Here is a 17,231-nt window from a genome sequence, read left to right as displayed (position 1 = left end):
GCCCCGCCGCCCCCACCGGCCCCGCCGCCCCCACCGGCGGCGTCGCCCCCACCGGCGGCGTCGCCCCCGCCTGCGCCGTCACCGAGGACTTCTCGATCGACGAGGCCCCCAGCGTGCGCAGGTAGTAGGTCGTCTTCAGGCCCATCCGCCAGGCGCGGCGGTACATGTGGCTCATCGCCTTCATGTCCGGCGAGCTGAGGAACAGGTTCAGCGACTGCGACTGGTCGATCCACTTCTGCCGGCGCGCGGCGGCGTCGATCAGGTACTCCGTCGGGATCTGGAAGGCCGTGCGGTAGCGCTCGACGATCTCCGCCGGGATGCCCGGGACCTCGGTCAGGTCGCCGTCGTGGAACTTGATCCGCCCGGCGACGTCCTCGGTCCAGAGGCCCGCGGCCTTCAGGTCCCGCACGAGGTACGGGTTGAGGATCGTGAAGTCGCCCGACAGGTTCGACTTCGCGAAGAGGTTCTTGTACATCGGCTCGATGCACGGCGAGGTGCCGACGATGTTCGCGATCGTCGCCGTCGGGGCGATCGCCAGCACGTTGGAGTTCCGCATCCCCTGCCGGGCGATCTTCTCCCGCACCGGGGCCCAGTCGAGCCTTCCGCCGCGCGGGACCGGGATCTCCAGGCCGCGCTCCTGCTCGAGGAGGTCGACCGTGTCCTGGGGCAGCAGGCCGCGGTCCCACTTGGAGCCCGCGTAGCTCCGGTACGTGCCGCGCTCGGCGGCGAGGTCGCTCGAGGCCTCGTAGGCGTGGAAGGCGATCGCCTCCATCATCTCGTCGCTGAACTCGACCGCCGCGTCGGACCCGAACGCGATCCCCTTCTTGTAGAGCGCGTACTGCAGGCCCATCACGCCGAGGCCGACCGGGCGGTGGCGGTCGTTCGCCGTCCGCGCAGCGGTCGTCGGGTAGAAGTTCACGTCGATCACGTCGTCGAGCGCGCGCACGGCGATCCGGACGGTCTCCCGGAGCTTCACGTGGTCGATCTCGCCCTCGGCCGTCAGGTGCTGGTCGATGACGATCGAGCCGAGGTTGCAGACCGCGGTCTCCTCGACCGACGTGTTCAGCGTGATCTCGGTGCAGAGGTTCGACGAGTGCACGACGCCCGCGTGGTCCTGCGGCGAGCGGACGTTGCACGGGTCCTTGAACGTGATCCAGGGGTGCCCGGTCTCGAACAGCGCCTTGAGCATGAGCTTCCACAGCTCGATCGCGGGGACCGACTCGCCGTGGATCTCGCCCCGCTTCGCACGCTCCTCGTGGGCCACGTAGCGGGCCTCGAACGCCGCGCCGTAGTGCTCGTGGAGGTCCGGGACGTCGGAGGACCGGAACAGCGTCCAGGTCTCCCGGGCCTCGACGCGCTTCATGAACAGGTCCGGGATCCAGTTGGCCGTGTCCATGTCGTGCGTGCGCCGGCGCTCGTCGCCGGTGTTCTTGCGCAGCTCGAGGAAGTCGCGGATGTCGTTGTGCCAGACCTCCAGGTACGCGCAGCCGGAGCCGGCCCGCTTGCCGCCCTGGTTGACGGCGACGAGCTGGTCGTTGTGGAGCTTCAGGAACGGCACGACGCCCTGCGACTCGCCGTTGGTGCCGTTGATGAACGACCCGGTGCCGCGGACCTGGGTCCACGAGCCGCCGAGGCCGCCGGCCCACTTCGAGCACATCGCGTTGTCGGCGATGCCGCGCTGGACGATCGACTCGAGCGTGTCCTCGACGGTGTAGAGGTAGCAGGAGCTCAGCTGGGAGTGGGGAGTCCCGGCGTTGAAGAGGGTCGGCGTCGACGAGCAGAACCGGCGGTCCTTGTAGACCCCGTAAAGGTCGAGGACGCGGTCCTCCCGCGCCGGGACCGGCAACCCATCGGCGGTGTGCGTCGCCACCGCGGCGCTGCCGAGGGTGGCCTGCGCGTCACCGGAGGCGACGACGGGCCGACCCGGATCCGGCTCCGCCAGGCAGACGCCCATCGCCACGCGCATCCAGAAGAGCTGCGGCGCCTCGATCCGCCGCGGGCGGTCGCCGGTCTTGTCGACCGTCAGGTAGCGGTCGAAGAGCGTCTGGATCCCGAGGAAGTCGAAGTCGAGGTCCGCCGTGGGATCGAGCTTGCCCGCCAGGCGGTCCAGGTCGTAGTCCAAGAGCGCCTCGCTGATCCGTCCGATCGCGACGCCATGCTGCAGCGCGGGTCGGAGGGCCCGGGAGTGGGCCGCCTGGAGGCCGGCGACGCCCTCGCGATCGATCCGCCAGTCGAGCGTCTCCTCGTAGACGTAGGTCAGGAGGATCCGGGCCGCGAAGCGCGAGAGGTCGGAGTCACGCTCGACCAGAGACTTCGCGTTCAGGACCACCAGGCGACGCAGATCCGACCGCGAGATGCCGGCGGTGACCGAGCGCCGAAGCTCGACGTCGAGTTCATGGTGGTCGAGGTCGAGGTTCAGGCCGATGGCGGCGAAGCGGATGCGCTCGGCGAGGTCGTGGCCGTCCCAGAACGACTCCGAGCCGTCGTCCTCGACGATCGAGAGCGCGGCGAGCTGCCCGCCGTCCGCGGCGCCGGCGTCGAGCTCGCCGCGGGCGCGGAGGATCGCGCGCTCGGCGCGGTAGACGATGAAGCGCTCCGCGACGCGCATCCATCCGGCGAGGACGAGCTCCTCCTGGACGACGTCCTGGACCGTCTCGATCGGGACGTAGGCGAGCCCGAGGCCGGCGGCGCGCTCGGTGACCCGGCCGGCGATCGTGGTCGCCGGAGCCGGATCGGCGTGGAGCGAGAGGAACGCGCGGCGGACGGCGTCCTCGATCTTCAGGGCGTCCCAGGCGACGACGTCGCCGGAGCGGCGGATCAGGCGCAGGCCGCCCTCGCGGCCGGCGGACGTGGAGCTCGCGCCGCCGGCGGGGCGGCGGGCGCCGCCGGCGAAGGACGGCGGACCTGCGGCCGTCGTGCTTCCGGCCACACCGCCCGTCGAGTGACCCGGGGCGGGCGGCGGGCCACCGAGCGACCCGTCGGTGGTCCGCGCCGTACCGGCCCGGCCGATCACGAGCGCCTTCGCCGCGTCGTACGCGCCGGCCCCGATGAACGCGGCCTCGACGAGGATCGACGGGTCCGCGGGCCCGACGACGGTCGGGGTGGCCGGGGCGGCGGGGGCCAGCAGGTCGATCGCCCGCTCCTCCCCCGCGGCGGCCTCGCGCGGCGACGGGGAGAGGGCTGCGAGGCGATCCAGCACGTCGGCGGTCACGCGCCGGACGAGCGAGCGGACGGCGGGCGCGTCGACCTCGTGGGTCGTGCCCGCCGCAAGCGCGAGCGTGACCAGCGCGTCGGCCGCGAGACCACCGACGCGAGCGGTGGTCAGGGCCTCGTCGCCGGTGCCGTCCGGCCGGCGCACGCGCACCGTGGGCTCGGGCAGGCCCTGCAGGGCCGCGGTCAGGTCGATCCGCGGCCGGTCGGCGGCGGGGAGCGCGGCGGCGCGCTTGAGCTCCAGGTCGCGGAGGATCTCGTCGAAGTCGATCAGCATGGTGGTGGTCCTGGGAGACGGGGACTAGAGCTCGTCGTCGGAGACGGCGGCCAGGGACGAGCTCTTCTGGTACTCGGTGACGCGGCCCTCGAAGAAGTTCTGCTCCTTGCGGACGTCCATCAGCTCGGCCAGCCAGGGCAGCGGGTTCTCCACGGGCTCGTCGTGGAGGGGCCGGAGGCCGCAGCCGGTGAGGCGGCGGTCGGCGATGTAGTCGATGTAGCCGGCGAACTCGTCCTGCGACAGGCCGACGGCGGAGACCGGCAGGCAGTCGGCGATGAACCGCTTCTCGAGCAGGACGGCCTCGCGCATGAGGTCGCGCAGCGACTCCCGGAACTCCGCCGTCCAGACGTCGGGGTTCTCCGCGACGAGCTCGAGCAGGAGCTTCCGGAAGAGCTCGATGTGGTTGCTCTCGTCCCGCAGGGTGTAGCGGAACATCGTCCCGATGCCGGGCAGCTTCCCCTGGCGGTAGAGCGCGAGGATCATGCCGAAGAGGCCGTAGAACTGGGTCCCCTCCATGCACTGGCCGAACAGGAAGACGTTCTTCGCGAGCTCCTGCTTGTGGTCGGTCCGCGTCATGTCGAGGTCGCGGCGCATCGCCCGGGACGCGCCGGTCACGAAGGCGTTCTTCGCGTGGATCGACGGGATGTCGGTGAACATCGCCTCGCACTCGTGCGGGTCGATCCCGAGCGTCGAGAGCATGTAGAGCAGCGAGTCCGCGTGGATGTTCTCCTCGTGCGCGTGCCGGCCGAGGACGAGCTTCAGCTCCGACGCGGTGACGAGCTCGCGGACGACGTGGATGACGTTGTCCCCGACGATCCCCTCCGCCGCGGAGAAGTATCCGACGGCCATCCGGACGATCCAGCGGTCCACGTCGGACAGGACCGCATTCGAGCCGTTCTCGCGCCACTGCTCGACGTCGCGGCCCATCGGGACGTCCTCGGGCTCCCAGTGGTTGGCCTTCATCGTGCGGTACAGCTCGTACGCCCAGCCGTAGCGCAGCGGCGCCAGGTTGAAGGTCATGGTCTCCCGGCCGCCGACCACGCGCTTGGCCGCGAGGGCGGCCTCGGCCTTGACCTGGTCCAGCACGAACGATCGGTCGCCGATCGTGTAGGTCTCCTGCATGCGGTCCTCCGGGGTCGGGCGGAGGAAGGGAGACCAGGTCGTCCCCGGCCGGGCCGGGGATCGTCCGCGTCCGCCCTTCTTCCGAGGGCGTCACTGCGGCGCGGGGCCAGGCGATCGGACTCGTCCCCCGCCGCCACCGTGAGGTGGTCGGGAGGGCGTTACCGCTGCGGGACAGTGCCGGGATGGACCGGACTTCGCTGGGTCCTGCGCACCCCCTGTGGGGAGGGCTCGCTGAACCTACGACCGCCCGCGGACGGAACGCACGGGGCCTGGAGAAGTGCCTGCAAGGGGCCCCGTGACGGTCAGACTGCGAGCACGCAAACGCCACCGAGCCCGTCGGCCAACCGCTGCAGATCGCCGGGGTCGGACGTGACGATGACGTCCCCACGATCGGCGGCGCTCACCGCGACGAGCGCGTCCAGCGCGTCGTCCGTGCCGCACCGGGCCTGCAGCTCACCCGCCCGGCGGGCGAGGGCGTCGTCGACGGGCTCGATGCGACAGCCGGCGAGCAGGGTCGTGAGCCTCCACCGACGAGGGTCCCGCCAAGCCTGCGCGACGATCGCCGCCGGGATCGTGATGGTGCGCCCGTCTGCGAGCGCCCGCTCAACGATTCGCCGGATCCTGGTGACGCCCCGCTCGTAGGCGATCAATGCTCCGGCATCGAGCGTCAGACCGCCCGGAGCCCCACGGTCACGCGCGCGGGTCGAGGGCATCGAGCGCGTCCAGTTCGGCGTCGACCTGCGCCGCGACGACGGGATCGATCGGCCCACGTTCCTCACGGTCGCGCCGTACGAGCTCCGTCAGCGCCTCTCTGCGCAGCCGCTCCTCGAGCGCCTCGTTCACGAAGCGCGAGAACCCGCCCTTGGGCACGAGGCGCTCGACCTCGGCGGCGGTCCGCTCGTCGAGCGTCACGGTCCGTCGCACGGTGGTCATATCGCAGATCATACCTGCCGCTTCCGGGCCCTCGACGGTCATGTCGTGAGGATGCATCGACCCGGTGTGCCCGGTCCACCGCCGGAGCGTGCCGAGACCGACGCAGCGCTGCGTCCCCTTCGGCACGTCGGCACCGCCCGGCCGACCGAACGACTCCGAGGAGCTCGACTCAGTCCCCGCCCGCGTCCCGCTGCTGCGAGCGCATGAAGCGCAGGAGCTCCTCCGGCGGGCCGACCGCGTAGGCCTCGTCGCCGGCCTGGAACGTCGTCACGCGGCGGGGCCGGTGCAGGACCGCGGGGTCGTCCGGGCGACGGATGGCGAGGACCCGGGAGCGGCTGACGATGTCGCGCATCTCGCGGCCGTCGAACGCGCTGCCCGCGTCGATGCGGATGCGCGTGAGGAGGTACGGGGTGCCGCCGACGTAGAAGGTCGAGAGGACGCGGAGCCCGAGGGCCGCGCCGACGAACCACGGGGCGGCGAACGTCGACGTCGACCAGACCTGCCGGAACCCGAACGTGCGCTGGAGCCGCTGCCCGAGCGCGCTGTCGGACATCCTGAGGACGACCGGGACCGCGTCGCGGCCCCGGCTGCGCAGGCGGTCGCGCACGGCCAGGCCGGCCTCCACGTTCGTCAGGTCGTCGCTCGTCAGGACCGCCACGGCCGACGCGTCGTCGAGCGCCGCCGCCGCGAGCGTCCGGTCGCGCGTCGCGTCGCCGCCCACCACGGACGCACCGAGCCGCCGGGCCTCCTGGAGCTCCGGGTGGTCGGGGTCCCGCTCGATCACGACGACCGGGACCTCGAGCTCGATGAGGCCCTCCAGCACGCGCATCCCGATCGACCCGAGGCCGATGATCACGACGTGGCCGCGGACCCCGCGGACGGTCGCGCGGCCCAGCGACTGCTCGATCCGGCGCGAGACGAGGACGTTCGTGACCATCGCGAAGAGCAGGCTGACGAGCGTCGTCCCCACGGCGATCATCACGATGCCGAGGACCTGGACCCCGGCCGTCTGGTCGCCGAACGAGAAGTCGCCGTAGCCGACGGTCGCGGACGTCTCGAGCGCGAAGTACAGCCCCTCGAGGTACGACGGGTGCCCGCCGTCCGCGGTGCGGTACGCCAGGTGGAGGATCAGCGCGACGACCGGCAGCAGGACGACGCCCGCCAGGAGCAGCCGGCGGACGGCGCCGTCGGTGTAGCGCCCCGCCAGCCGGAACACGGACACGAGGCGCTCGCGGACCCGGCGCGCGGCGTCCTCGGCGAGGTCGCCGGCGGTGGCGCGCGCGATCACGCCGCCACCGAGGAGCTCCTCCCGCGAGCCCACGAGCGTCACGCGATCGCCCGGCCCGACCCGCAGGTCGCGGCCGGGGTTCACGACGAGCTCCCCGTCCTGCGCCACGCCGATCGGGGCGAGGTCGCCGTAGAGGTCGCGCAGCGTCCCCGCGGTCTCGACGTCGACCTCGACCGCCAGGACGCGGTCCCCGTCGAGGTCGAGCTCGTGCCCTCGCCGCCCGAGGCACCCCTCGATCACCGTCGGGGCGAAGAGGCCCGCGATGTCGACGACGCTGCCGCGGCCGGTCTCGTCCTCCAGGGCGCGTCCGACCGACGGGTTGTCGAGGTGGACGACGACGCGGACGTCGGGCCGCAGGTCGCGCACGAGCAGCGCGGTCCCGAGCGTGTGGAGGTCGCTGTCCTCGGTGCAGATCACGGCGCGGGCGTGCTCGAGCCCGGCGTCGCGGAGGGCCTGGGCGGTGTCCGGGCCGCGCTGCTGCCAGGCGACGCCGAGCCGGTCGAGCGTGGCCCGGGTGGCCTCCGGGCTGTGCTCGTCGACGACCACGACCTCGACCCCGATGCCCCGCAGCTGCTCGATCGTCCGCAGCGCGACGTCGTCCGTCCCGCAGACGACGACGTGGCCGCGGCGACGCTCCGGCGGCTCGGGATCGGCGGGCGGCGTCACGACCGACGACGGTACTCCGGGACCGGGCGGCCGGAGCGCGCCCGCGGTCCAGAGCGCGGACCGCGCGCGGCGCCCCGGTGGCGCGACGACCGTCGACGCGCCACGTCGTCCCTCCAGCGGACGGACGGGACGCCACCCGCCGCTGCGCCTCAGGTGGCCGGGACCGCCACCGGTGCGCGCCGGCGGTCCGTCCGCCGGCTCGTGAGGTTGCCCGTCAGCTCGGCGACGGTCTCGTCGAAGCGGTCGACCCGGCGGAGCAGCACGCGAGCGAGGTCGTCCGTCGGCGCGCCCTCGGCGGCCAGCACGCGGTCGAGGCCGGCGATCCGCTCGGCGTCCAGACGGCGCGGGCGGCCGTCGGGCTCGCCGTCGCCGAGCCCCACCGACAGCGTGCGGATCGTGGCGGCCAGCGTGTCGGTCGCCCGACGGACCTCCGCGGCCACCCGCGGGTCGGTCGCCGCGCCGGCGTCGAGCGACGAGACGAGGTTCCGGGCCTGGTGCGCGGTCTGCGCGAACAGCGCCGCGTTGTGTTCCAGGCGATCACGGCGGAACGGTGTCAGCCGCAGCGGCCGGGTGGTCGCGAACAGCTGGTTCGCAGCGTGGTCGAGGGCCCGGGCGGCGCTCGAGAGACGCGTTCCGTCGGCGACCGGCGCGGCGCCGGACAGCTCGGCGCCCGCCACGGCCGCGTGGCCCGTGACCGGCCCGGAAGGCCGTCCGTCGGCCGCACCGGCCCGCTCCCCCAGGCCGTCGAGCAGGTCGGCGAGCGCGTCGAGGTGCCCGCGGGCCGCGAACGTCGCCGCCCGCCGGGTGTTCACGGGGAAGATCACGACGGCCGCGACCGCGGCGATCACGGCGCCGATCGCGGTCTCCTCCAGCCGGAGCACGAGGAGGTGGTTGCTGTACTCGCCGAGCTGCTCGTAGAGCTGCGACACGGCGATCGTGATGCCGACGACGAAGAGGGCGTAGCTCACCTTCATCCAGTAGATCCCGAGGCCGAGCGCCGCGACGATCACGACGACCGCCCACGAGCTGTGGCCGACGGCGTGGGCGAGCACCGAGCCGACGAGGATCCCGAGCACCGTGCCGGCGACGCGGTTGAGGCCCTTCGTGATCTGCTCGCCGGACGTGTTCGCGCCCATGAAGGCGATGAAGACCGCGATCACGGCCCAGTAGAACCGCCGCTCGGAGAGCATCGAGCCGACCACGGCGGCCGCGCCGACGGCCAGCATCACCCGGATCGCGAGCTGCGCCGGCGGATCGAGGCGCAGGCGCCCGGCGATGCTGCGCCGCCCCTCGTCCGGCGTCGCGGCCTGTGCCCCGACGAGCGCGGAGCCCGGCAGGTCGCCGAAGATCAGGGTGACCGACGACTCGAAGGGCGCCGCGGTCCGCGGCGGCTCGCCGACGGTGCCGTGGTGCCGCGGCCAGGTCTCCACGGCCCGGGCGGTGGCGGTCACCAGGCGGGCGAGGTGGTGGAGCCGGTCGGCGACCTCGCCGGGGACCGCCTCGAGCAGCGGCGACGGTGCCGCGGTCTCGCGCTCGAGGAACCCCGCGGCCGCCGCGGCCGCGAGCTCGGGCCGCCCGGCGGCGAGCGCCGCGATCCAGCCGCGGACCTCCTCGCGGTGCTCGGGCAGCGGGTCGCAGGCGGAGAACCGCTCGACCGCGCGGCCGAGGTTCTGGACGACGAGCTCGAGGCGGAACAGCTCGTCGTGGGCGTGGAACGCCGCCGACCCGAGGTCCCGGCCCGTGGGGTCGGCGATCGTCCCGTCGATCACGAGCGCGGTCTCGTTCAGGCGGGTCAGGCGGCGGTCGAGCAGCTTCGACGCGCGCCGGCGGTCGCGCGGGGTCGTGGCGTCGAGCAGCGCCACGCCGGCCGAGGCGACGCCGCGGCACCGCGCCCGGAACGCGCGGGCGATGCGGCCGAGGCGCCCCCGGTCGAGCGGCCCGTCGACGGCGAGCTTCAGGACGAGGTTGATCGCGACCGCGAGCCAGAGCACCAGGGCGAACCAGCCGATCTGGTCCTCCTGCACCCCGCCGCCCGAGAGGAACCCGAAGAGGTAGCCGACGAACAACATCGCGCCGTAGAGGAACGCGCGAGGTCCGAACCGCGGGATGAACTTCCGTGCGTACGTCCCGGCACCGATGACGAGCGCCAGGACCACGATGCCGACGGTGCGGTGCGGCGCGAGCTCGACCGACAGCGCCAGCGTCGCCAGCATCGGCACGGGCATCAGGGCCATCGTCACCGCCTGCTCGCGCGGGGTGCGGTCCATCACCGCGAAGACGCTCATCATCGCGATCAGGCCGCCGAGCAGGGTCGCCAGGAGCGTGACCCCGCGGTGCTGCGCCTCGGCCGCGGCCAGGGCCTGCGGGGTGGCCGCCGCCCCGGTCGGCGTGTCGACCCACATCACGTGGGTGACCTGCATGAAGACGTGGACGATCGCGATCGTCACCGTCAGCGCGATCACGAGCTGGACCGCCGAGGTGAGCCGCCCGAGTCCCGGGTCGGACGCCACGACGACGTCCCGCCACGCCCGCAGTCGCGAGGGCCGCGGACCCCGGTGATCGCCCGAGGCCGACGGCCCCGCGACGCCGGCCGGCGCGACGACGTGCGTCGCCGGTGCGACGGTGCCGACGGGCGGCCCCCCGTTCGCGAGCGGACCGGAGGGGCGGGAGGAGGGCGGTGTGGGAGCGAGCACGGGGCGACGGACGAAGAAGACAAACGGACAGTGAGTCTCACTTAGGATAGCGCGTCTCGCGCCCGCCGCCACGAGCCTCCGGGCGCGGGCCTCGTCGGCGCACCCGGCGTCGGGCGGGTCGTCGGGGCCGTGGCCGTCGGCACGGACCACCGTGGCCGCGACCCGTAGCCTGGGTGCGTGGGCTCCGTCGACCACCCCACCCGTCGCCGCGCGGACGCCGTCGCCAACCGCGAGGCCCTGCTGACCACCGCGCGGGCGCTGTTCGCGCAGCGCGGGCTCGACGTCTCCTACGACGACATCTCGCGCGAGGCGGGCGTCGGGCGGGCCACGCTGTACCGCCACTTCCCCACCCGGGAGCACCTCCACGACGCGCTGCTGGACGGCGTGGTCGCCGAGATCGAGGCCGCCGCGGCCGCGCTCCCGCCGGACGCCGGGTCGTTCGAGCTGCTGTTCCGCGCGGCGCTGCGCGTGCAGACCGACAACCTGGCGCTCTACGACCTGTTCCCGTCGCGCGGCGAGCTCGGCAGCGCGGTGCTCGAGCGGCGCGGCCGGATCATCGCGGTGCTGCGCGAGCCGCTCGCCCGGGCGCAGGAGGCGGGCCTCGCCCGCGCGGACCTGGAGCCGGAGGACGTCCGGATCCAGCTCCTGATGCTCAGCACCGTCGTGCGCCCGGACGTGGCCGAGGCCGACCGCCGCCGGGCGTGGCGCCTGGCGCGGCTCGCCCTCGGGCTCGAGTAGCGGGGCCCGGGACGACCGAGGGCGCCTCGCGGCGCCCTCGTCGGGATCCTCCGGTGCGGTCGGTCCGCGCGGCCCCCTCGGGGCGCCCGCGGACCGACGCGGACCTCAGGTGGTCGTCGCCGCCGAGGACTTGTCGGCGGCGTCGCGGCGCCACCAGGCGGGCTTGCCCTCGATCGCGTGCTCGGCCGCGATGCCGAAGCCGAACGCGAGCGACGCCCAGAGGATCGCCTGCGTGCCGAGGTTCGCCAGGCGGAAGTCCCAGAGGATCTGCGGCGGGAAGCCGGCCTTGACCTCGTTCTCGTTCGGCAGCGCGAGGTGCGCGACCGCGATCAGGACGACGAACAGGAGGCCGGCGGCGAAGGTCGCGTTGGCCGCGCCCCACCGCTCGCTGAGCTGCTTGCCGAGCCGGACGGCCGCCACGACCGCGAACAGCGCGATCACGATCAGCACGAAGAACCACTCGGTGCGCTCGGAGATCGTGTCGCCCGAACCGACGGCCGGCGGATTGGCCGGGTACTTCGTCAGCGGCACGAGGGAGATCGCGAGGAAGCCGAGACCGCAGATCGCGGCGACGGTCGCCCGGGCGCGGAGCTTGCTGACGCGGCCGTAGACGATCGCGAAGACCATCGCGAGGAACCCGCCGATGGCGACGGAGAAGATGATCACGCCGGTGCCGAGGCCCCAGGTCTCCTGGGTGTCGCGGGAGACGAGCGGGGCCTCCTCGGCGACCTTGGTGCCGGCCGCCGCGGCCTCCTTGGCGGCGGTGGCCTCCTCGACGCCGATCGCCGCCCGGACGGGCGGCTCACCGACGAAGTGGGCCCAGAGGAACGCGAGGAGGCCGGCGACGACGCCGACCAGCATCCCGCGCACGAGCAGGGTGCGCATCATGAGCGGACTCCGCTGCGGCTAGTGGCAGGGGAAGCCGAGGAGGTGGCGCGCGTCGTGCACGAACTCGTGCACGCCCATGCCGGAGATCATCGACGTCGCGCCCTCCTCGGCGCCGACGAAGTAGATCGCGAGCATCAGCACGATGCCGGCGAAGATCCAGTACGGCAGGAGGCCCTTGAGCGAGACGACCGGGACCGGGACGGTGGTCGGCTGCGTGGTGTCGAGGGCGGAGCTTGGTGTGGCCATGTGCGTGTCCTTCTCGGGATCTCGCGTCCCGACGGGGTGAGGCAGGGCGTCGGAGTCTCTGACTCCCGGGACGCGGTGGTCCCGGTCACAGTGGCGCGACCGTGCCGGGTTCTCACCGGCTTCCTCCCCACAGCCCTGCGGGTCGGCGGATCATACCGGCCTGCCGGGGGCCCGGACACTCCGGGAGGAAACCCCTGGACGCCCCGGCCGACGTGACCGGCTCAGAAGACGCCGGCCGTCCATGGCGCCCGCTCGACGCGCAGCGCGGCGTCCAGGGCGACCGCGGTGCCCGCCGTCGCCTCGTTGATCGCGCCCGCGTCGCGCAGCCCGGTCGCGGTCGCGCCGCCGAGGTACAACGAGCCCAGGTCGCGGGCGTGCAGGACGAGGTCGGCGGGACCGTCCGTCCGTGCGGCGACCACGGCACCCGGCGCACCGCTGGTCCCGCGCAGCCGCCACCGGCCGGCGACGACCGGGTCCTCGGGGTGCAGCACCTCGAGGACGAGGTCGACGTCGGCGGCCCACGAGCGACCGGCGACGGCCGCGGGGACGTCGAGGATCCGCAGCCAGAGCGCGTCGGCCGGGGTGCCCGGGACGATCGCCCGGACGTCGGCCGTGGTGTGCAGCAGCGGGTCGTCGACCGGCCGCGCGTCCAGGACCAGCTCGTCGGCGAGGTCGATGGACGACAGGAAGGCCAGGAGCGCACGCTCCGCGGCGGGCGTCACCGCGACGAGCTCGGCGACCTCGACCGTCGTCCAGGCGCTCACCGGCCCGGTCGTCGCGCCCTCCCGCACCCGGTAGAGCGCGTAGCCGTCGTCGCCGGCGACGACCACGCGCAGCGGGCTCGCGCCGCCGCGGTCCTCCGGCTCGTCCGCCAGCAGGCGCACCGTCCACCACGTCCCGTCCCGCGACAGCAGGCCGCCGCGACGGGCGCGGGCGCGCTCGAAGACCGGCGCGACGACGGGGTGCGCCTCCTCCGCCGTGAGCAGTCGGAGCGGCAGGTCGGCCTCCGGGCCCGTCGTCGGGGGACGGAGCCCCAGACCGCCCCGCAGCTGCGCCCGGCCCTCCCGGACCCAGGTCGCCGGCCCGTAGCCGAAGCGCCCGTAGATCCCGCCCTCGGAGGCCCACAGCGCGGCGAGCGGCTCGCCCCGGTCCCGGGCGTCGGCGGTCGCCCGCTCCATCAGCGCCCGCAGGATGCCGCGGCGCCGGTGCGTCGGCAGGACCGTGACGATCGTGATCGCCGCGACCGGGAGCGTCCCGCCGGGCACGCCGAGGTCCCACGACCAGGCACCGGTCGTCCCGACGATCCGGTCCCCGTCGACGGCGACGAGCCCGAGGCCCTCGTCCTGCAGCGCCCGCATCCGCAGTCGCCGGCGCTCCGGCGATCCGCGGTGGAAGGCGATGTCGACGACGTCGTGGAGGGCGTCGAAGTCCTCCGCGGTCGCCGCCCGCACCGTCGCCCCCGTCCGCATCGCGCCACCGTACCGGGCCCGTCGACGGGGTCGGGCCGGGACCCGCCTCCCCGCGCCGCTGCACCGGGCGTCACACTCCGGCGATGGCCGCCGCGCGCCCCTCCGCTCTCGCTTCCCTCTCGCGGCTCCCGATCGCGGTCGGCGCCGCCCTCGCGCTCGCCGACGCCTCGGTCGTCACGCTGGCGCTGCCGGAGCTCTTCGACCGCTTCGACACGACGATCCTCGGGCTCGCCGGCGTCATCGGCGTCTACACGGTGGTCCTCGCGGCGGCCGTGCTCGCCGCGGTGCCGGCGCGCCGCTGGCTGGGCAGCGCCGCCGTCGGCGCGCTCGGGATGCTCCTCTTCGCCGTGGCGTCGGTCATGTGCGGCGTCTCCGACGGGCTCGTCGGGCTGCTCGTCTCGCGTGCCCTCCAGGCCGTCGGCGCCGCGTTCGGGCTGCTCGCCGCGTACGAGGTGCTGTCCCGCGGGCGGACGAGGACCTCCGCCGACGGGTCGCTGCGCCCCGCCGGACTGTGGGTCGCCGCGGCGATCTTCGGCACCGCGATCGGCCCGGCGCTCGGCGGCGCGCTCACCGAGGCGTTCGACTGGCGGGCGATCTTCCTCGCCCAGGCGCCGTTCGGGGTCCTCGCCGCGGCGGCGTTCCTCGTGCCGCGACCGGCGGCCGACCCGGATCCGACGGCGACCGGCGACACGGGCCACGTGTCGGCACCGGGGTCCCGGACCGCACCGCCGGCGAGCGCCGCCGCGTCGGCCCCCGGCTCCTCCGACGCCCCGCCCGCGGGCTCCTGGCCGCTGCCCGCCCCGCGCCCGCCGCGATCGACCGCCCGGCCCTCCGGGCACGACGACCCGACCCGCGTGCACGGCGCGGATCCCGACCCGACCCTGATCGACCCGGCCCGCGGCGCCGCCCCGCTGCCGCCCGACGGTGCGCCGCTGCGCGAGGCGCCGCCGGTGCCCGAGGCCCGGCCGGGGCTCGGCCGTCCGACGCTCGACGGCGCCCGTGCCGGCGTGGCGCTCGCGCTCGTCTCGGCCGCGCTGACCGCCGTCGTCTTCCTCCTCGTGCTGCTGCTCGTGATCGGCTGGGACGTGCGCCCGCTGAAGGCCGCCGTGGGCGTGACGCTGCTGCCGATCGCCGCGCTGGCGGGGTCGCGGATCCCGGGCGACCCGTGGATCCGCTCGTCGCTCGGGTGCGCGCTGATCGGGGCCGGGATCCTGGCGCTCGCGGCCGTCCCGACCGTCGGCGCCGGCTGGGTCGTGCTGCCCCAGGTCCTCTCGGGGCTCGGGATGGGCATGGCGCTCCCCGCACTGGCCGGCGAGCTGCTCCCGGAGCGCACCCCCGGGCAGGCGGCGCAGCTCCTGGCGCTCCGCCACATCGGCATCACCGTGGCGCTCGTGCTCCTGGCCCTCATCATCACCCCGAAGCTCGACCGGACGATCGAGCACGTGCAGGAGCAGGTGACGTCGATCGTCCTCGACGCGAAGCTGCCGCCGGAGCCGAAGGTCAAGGACCTGGGCTCGGCGCTCGACAAGGTCGACATCAACGACCCCCGCAGCTCCCTGCAGGAGATCCTCGCGGCGCAGGCCCCGAAGTTCGACAAGAACGCCCAGGACCGGGCGACCTACGCGAAGCTCGCGGAGCCGTCGGACGAGGCGCTGGTCGTGGGCATCACGCAGACCTTCCACGGGGCGTTCCTGCTCACGGGCGTGCTGGCGCTCCTGGCGGCGCTGCTCGTCGTGCCGCTGGCCATCAGGCGACTCACGGTCGTGGCCGTCCTCGGCGCCGCCGGCCTCGCGCTCGCCGCCGGGCAGATCAAGGTCTCGAAGGACGAGGAGCCCACGACGATCGCGATCCAGGACCCGTGCAAGGCCAAGCGGCAGCTGCCGAACTACGGCGGGCTCGACGGCTTCGTCCAGGACTCGGCGCTCGGCGCACTCGACAGCGCCGCGTGCAAGTTCGGCTCGTCGCGCGAGGAGCTCGTCCTCGCCCTCGGCGACGAGCCGCGGTCCAGGGCGTACCGGAAGGCCCACGGGGTCGACCCGCAGACCGAGATCGGGAAGCTCGTCTCCGGGGCCCTCGGCGGCGGGGGCGGCGACGGCGCCATCACGAAGATCCTCAAGAGCATCCTCCCGGGCTCCTGACCCGGGTCCGGCGCCCTCCCGGCGGCGCCGGGCGCTACTCGTTCGGCTCGCTGAAGGTCTTGAAGGTCCGCAGCACGATCGAGACGTCGAGCGCGAACGACCAGTTCTCGATGTAGTAGTTGTCCCACGCGGCGCGCTCGGCGATCGACGTCTGGCCGCGCAGGCCGTGGACCTGCGACCAGCCGGTCAGGCCGGCCTTGACGCGGTGCCGGGCGTCGTAGGTCTTCAGCTCCTGGCTGAAGCGCTCGACGAACTCCGGGCGCTCCGGGCGGGGGCCGACGATGCACATGTCGCCGCGGGCGATCGAGATCAGCTGCGGCAGCTCGTCGAGGTTGGAGCTGCGGAGGAACTTGCCGAACGGCGTGCGGCGGTCCACGCCCTCGACGCCGCCCGGGGCGGAGCCCTCCTCCGGCTTCCACGCGAGCTCCTCGGGCGTGGCCTCCCGCATCGAGCGGAACTTCAGGATGTCGAACTCGTGGCCGTCCAGCCCGACGCGGCGCTGGCGGTAGAGGATCGGGCCCGGCCCCGAGAGCCGGACGCCGAGCGCCAGCAGCAGCATCATCGGCGCGAGCCCGAGGACGATCGTGATGCCGATCGCGCGGTCGATCGCGTACTTCAGGCGGAACGCGGGTGCCCGCGGATCGACCGGCCGCAGCTCGTCGACCGGGAACGCCCCGAGGCGGTGCCTGCGGGTGCGGGCGTTGACGCTCTCCGGGAACCGCGGGACGACGAAGACGGTCAGCTGCAGCTCGTGGGCCTTCGCGACGAGCTCCGCCAGCCGGGCGTCGCCGTCGTCGGAGTGCATGTCGGAGATGATCACCGCGTCGACGCGGTTCAGCCGCGCGACCTCCTCGACGTCCCGCAGGCCGCCGAGGACCGGCAGGCCGTCGGCCGCCGCCCCGCGTGGGGCACCCGTCGCGACGTCGTCGAGGCAGCCGATCGGGAGCAGACCGATGTGCGGGCGGCGCTCCAGGCGCTCCGCGGTCTCCGTCGCCAGCTCGCCGGAGCCGACGATCAGCGCGCGGAACCCGCCCTTCTCGGACTGGTTGCGCCGGCGGTCGTAGAGCGTCGTGAAGAACCTGGACAGCGCGAGCGCGATGATGCCGACCGCGAACGTGACGAGCAGCCCGCCGAAGCTCGTGGTCTCGTCGACGAGGACGGCCCGGGCGGTGACGGTGATGCTGCTGGCGATCGCGGCGCTGGCGAGCTCGTGCTTGACGAGCACGCGGACGATCGAGTCCTCGATCGGCCGGGCGTAGCCGCCGCGGAGCGCCATCACGGTGACGAGCGACACCGCGAAGACGGCGTCGTACCAGGTCGGTGCGCGGTTCCGGGCGGCGGATGCGAGCGCGACCGCGACGATCACGACGACGAAATCGGTCAGGAGCCGCGTGATCGGCGTCCGCCACGAGCGCGGGGACCAGTCGTCGGCGACCGGGGGTGGACCCGGGTCCGGGGCGTCGGCGATCGCGGTCTGGGTGGAACGGGAGGACATCGGGCGCAGGTCCCCGGTCGCCGTGGTACGACGATCGGGAGCTGCGCCCGATGCTAGTGGGACCGCGA

General features: G+C 74.1%; 12 protein-coding genes and 1 riboswitch. Of the genes, 2 read left to right on the top strand and 10 right to left on the bottom strand.

Annotated elements, in window-relative coordinates:
- From PATMI_RS27940 to PATMI_RS0106370, 6 genes are all read right to left on the bottom strand, one after another.
- A partial coding sequence (locus PATMI_RS27940; protein ID WP_051471132.1) for a ribonucleoside-diphosphate reductase subunit alpha occupies positions 1 to 3,487 on the bottom strand: 3,487 nt, incomplete at its 3' end.
- A 24-nt stretch (positions 3,488 to 3,511) separates the two neighbouring features.
- Positions 3,512 to 4,609 (bottom strand): ribonucleotide-diphosphate reductase subunit beta, encoded by a 1,098-nt coding sequence (locus tag PATMI_RS0106390; RefSeq protein ID WP_026910275.1) that lies wholly within the window; start codon positions 4,607 to 4,609, stop codon positions 3,512 to 3,514.
- Positions 4,610 to 4,911: 302 nt separating this feature from the next.
- Positions 4,912 to 5,322, bottom strand: coding sequence for a PIN domain-containing protein (locus PATMI_RS27935; protein ID WP_084269733.1), 411 nt, complete (start codon positions 5,320 to 5,322; stop codon positions 4,912 to 4,914).
- On the bottom strand, positions 5,300 to 5,584 hold the full coding sequence (locus tag PATMI_RS0106380) for a hypothetical protein (protein ID WP_157260645.1): 285 nt from the start codon (positions 5,582 to 5,584) through the stop codon (positions 5,300 to 5,302). Before PATMI_RS0106380 ends, PATMI_RS27935 begins: the two co-directional genes overlap by 23 nt.
- 127 nt (positions 5,585 to 5,711) lie before the next feature.
- A complete protein-coding gene (locus tag PATMI_RS27930; protein WP_051471130.1) occupies positions 5,712 to 7,496 on the bottom strand; it encodes an NAD-binding protein in 1,785 nt (594 codons plus the stop codon).
- A 149-nt stretch (positions 7,497 to 7,645) separates the two neighbouring features.
- Entirely contained in the window at positions 7,646 to 10,006 is a 2,361-nt protein-coding gene (locus PATMI_RS0106370) for an FUSC family protein (RefSeq protein WP_157260644.1), read from the bottom strand.
- A 360-nt stretch (positions 10,007 to 10,366) separates the two neighbouring features.
- Between PATMI_RS0106370 and PATMI_RS27925 the strand changes: the two genes are divergently transcribed.
- A complete protein-coding gene (locus PATMI_RS27925) occupies positions 10,367 to 10,927 on the top strand; it encodes a TetR/AcrR family transcriptional regulator (protein WP_051471129.1) in 561 nt (186 codons plus the stop codon).
- A 105-nt stretch (positions 10,928 to 11,032) separates the two neighbouring features.
- Here PATMI_RS27925 and PATMI_RS27920 read toward each other — a convergent pair whose 3' ends face one another.
- The 3 genes from PATMI_RS27920 to PATMI_RS27915 form a co-directional block, all read right to left on the bottom strand.
- Entirely contained in the window at positions 11,033 to 11,815 is a 783-nt protein-coding gene (locus PATMI_RS27920; protein WP_036725357.1) for a CbtA family protein, read from the bottom strand.
- A gap of 18 nt (positions 11,816 to 11,833) precedes the next feature.
- Positions 11,834 to 12,061: a CbtB domain-containing protein gene (locus PATMI_RS0106355; protein ID WP_026910272.1), complete on the bottom strand. Its 228-nt coding sequence runs from the start codon at positions 12,059 to 12,061 to the stop codon at positions 11,834 to 11,836.
- Between the two features lie 52 nt (positions 12,062 to 12,113).
- Positions 12,114 to 12,187: riboswitch (cobalamin riboswitch) on the bottom strand.
- A gap of 95 nt (positions 12,188 to 12,282) precedes the next feature.
- Complete coding sequence (locus PATMI_RS27915; RefSeq protein ID WP_051471128.1) at positions 12,283 to 13,530, bottom strand: GNAT family N-acetyltransferase; 1,248 nt, start codon at positions 13,528 to 13,530, stop codon at positions 12,283 to 12,285.
- Between the two features lie 83 nt (positions 13,531 to 13,613).
- On the opposite strand from PATMI_RS27915, the gene PATMI_RS34015 reads away from it, so the two are divergent.
- Entirely contained in the window at positions 13,614 to 15,668 is a 2,055-nt protein-coding gene (locus PATMI_RS34015; protein WP_051471127.1) for an MFS transporter, read from the top strand.
- A 34-nt stretch (positions 15,669 to 15,702) separates the two neighbouring features.
- Here the strand turns inward: PATMI_RS34015 and PATMI_RS0106340 are convergent, their stop codons facing one another.
- On the bottom strand, positions 15,703 to 17,163 hold the full coding sequence (locus PATMI_RS0106340; protein WP_051471126.1) for a sugar transferase: 1,461 nt from the start codon (positions 17,161 to 17,163) through the stop codon (positions 15,703 to 15,705).
- Between the last annotated feature and the right edge of the window lie 68 nt (positions 17,164 to 17,231).

Source organism: Patulibacter minatonensis DSM 18081, assembly GCF_000519325.1.
GTDB classification, from domain to species: Bacteria; Actinomycetota; Thermoleophilia; order Solirubrobacterales; family Solirubrobacteraceae; genus Patulibacter; species Patulibacter minatonensis.
This window is presented reverse-complemented; position numbering and strand designations above follow the sequence as displayed.